The sequence below is a fragment of the Bartonella sp. AP9QHHD genome (assembly GCF_042195625.1).
GTDB lineage: Bacteria > Pseudomonadota > Alphaproteobacteria > Rhizobiales > Rhizobiaceae > Bartonella.
This window is the reverse complement of sequence record NZ_JBHIOP010000035.1, coordinates 1-1,910: the sequence shown is the minus strand read 5'-3', so window position 1 is coordinate 1,910 and position 1,910 is coordinate 1. Positions and strand designations below refer to the sequence as shown.

The 1,910-nt window shown below is 34.9% G+C and carries 2 protein-coding genes; both read left to right on the top strand.

Annotated features, from left to right (window positions below; translation table 11 throughout):
- Positions 1-345 precede the first annotated feature (345 nt).
- The gene (locus ACFIK4_RS02675; protein ID WP_375674903.1) at positions 346-651 is read left to right on the top strand and encodes a hypothetical protein; all 306 of its coding nucleotides are present in this window, start codon (positions 346-348) and stop codon (positions 649-651) included.
- A 370-nt stretch (positions 652-1,021) separates the two neighbouring features.
- Positions 1,022-1,819 (top strand): Rha family transcriptional regulator, encoded by a 798-nt coding sequence (locus tag ACFIK4_RS02670; RefSeq protein ID WP_375674901.1) that lies wholly within the window; start codon positions 1,022-1,024, stop codon positions 1,817-1,819.
- Positions 1,820-1,910: the final 91 nt, after the last annotated feature.

Genomic DNA, 1,910 nt, shown 5'->3' with positions numbered 1-1,910 from the left:
GAGAAAGCACTTGGTATTCAATTATGTAGGTATCAAAATGAAAAAAAGTGAAAAAAATAAAAAATACGTATTGACTTTAAAGAAAAGGTCGTTTAGAAAACTTCACAAGTGCTCAAAACACTGACCAATAGCGGATAAACCACGAAAAGGTTTCTCCCATTTCTTAAAATACTGACTTTCTTTTATGCTATCGTTGGCATATAACGATTATGTCGGGTGTAGCTATGCCATACAATACCCTTCGCGAGGGAAAAGTATAGCGACGGACTATTGGCCGTGTTTTGAGCGCCCGGCGCCCTTATGGGTTGTCAATCAAAAGTTTCTAACCAATAGAAAGCAATTAAAATGGAAAAAAACGAAATTAATATTACCACTGATTTCTTATGTGATTTGTGGCTGGCAGTGTGTAAAGAAGCAAATAGCGATGATATTGATACTGAAGATAACTATCACGTTTCTTTAGTGGAACTTATGGCTGCTCTTGAGAAAGTCTTGTTTTTTAAATTACAAAACGAAATTCCAAATTTTACAAAAATCTTAGCAATTATGACAGAATTCGGTCAATCCGAACTAATTGAATCAATAGTTTCATTGCTAAAAACTTATAATCCTATTTTTGATAATGTGCATAGCCTAAATGAAGCTGCTTAAATAAAGCATGGGCGTTGTGGGGGCGCCTGCTTTTTAACTTTAGATTCAATTAAGTAAGCATCAAAATGAAAAAAGTTAAAAAATAGTAAAATACATATTGATAATAATCGAATCACTCTGTTAAACGAATCAGTAGGTGCTTCAAAACACATAGGTAGTAAGCAAATAGTTTGTTAAAACAATCTTTTTGCGAATTATAAGGTTTTGACTCCAGTATGCTTTATAGCATATAAGAGGGGATTGTCGGGTGTGGTTATGCTATACAAGACCCTTATGGGAAAAGCGTAACAACGGACTTACTACCGTGTTTTGAGCGCCCGGCACTCTTTTTAGAGTGTCGATTCAAAAATTATAGTAAGGAGACAGCATCATGTCACAATATTTAATTAACACAAATCAAACAAATTTAACAAACGTAAATCAAATCAAAATAGATGATAGCATTCAAACTATGTCTAGTGTTGAAATTGCAGAGTTATGTGATAAGCAGCATAAAAATGTTATGCGTGATATCAAGAAAATGCTTGAAGAATTATATCCTGAAAGCACTGCCCCCAAATTTGGGGTGAGTGATTTTAGCGAGCTCAAATTTGAGCCGGCTAAATTTTTAAGCACTTATGTTGATGAGCAAGGAAAACCCCGCCCTTGTTACAACCTTCCAAAGCGTGAATGCTTAATCCTCGTTTCAGGTTATAGCACTACATTGCGTGCAAAAATAATTGACCGCTGGCAAGAATTAGAAAAGCAAGTTTCAACACCACAACAAATCGATTACTCAAGTCCGCAGGTAATGTTAGGTGTATTAACTCATCTAAAAAACGAAAATGAGCGTAAAGACATCATAATCGCAGAGTTAAAACCAAAAGCAATAGCTCTTGATGGTTTAAAACGTTCCGACGGCTTGTTTGGTATTATAGATGCTGCAAAAATATTGGAAGTAAGGCCTAAGGATTTATCAGATTACTTGCGTAGATATGGTTGGGTTTACAAAAGAGTGCCAAGCGGTCCATTATTGCCTTATCAAGATAAAATCCAAAAAGGTCTTATGGATTGCACAGCCATTACTATTCAAAAAAATGATGGTACAGAAAAAACCGTACCATCAACAAAGATAACGTCTAAAGGACTAGCATATTTAAGAGAAGAAATCCACGGAAATATGCAATAATTAAAAAAATCCGCGCCTTTAAAGGACACGGCTTTTGTTTGCAACTGGAAACTTATACATTTTAAATGTTAAAGTATATTACACAAAACGT

What these genes read in the sequence shown, in the direction of transcription:
- ACFIK4_RS02675 (WP_375674903.1), top strand. Translation starts at nt 346, where the DNA reads ATGGAAAAAAACGAAATTAATATTACCACTGATTTCTTATGTGATTTG.
- ACFIK4_RS02670 (WP_375674901.1), top strand. Translation starts at nt 1,022, where the DNA reads ATGTCACAATATTTAATTAACACAAATCAAACAAATTTAACAAACGTA.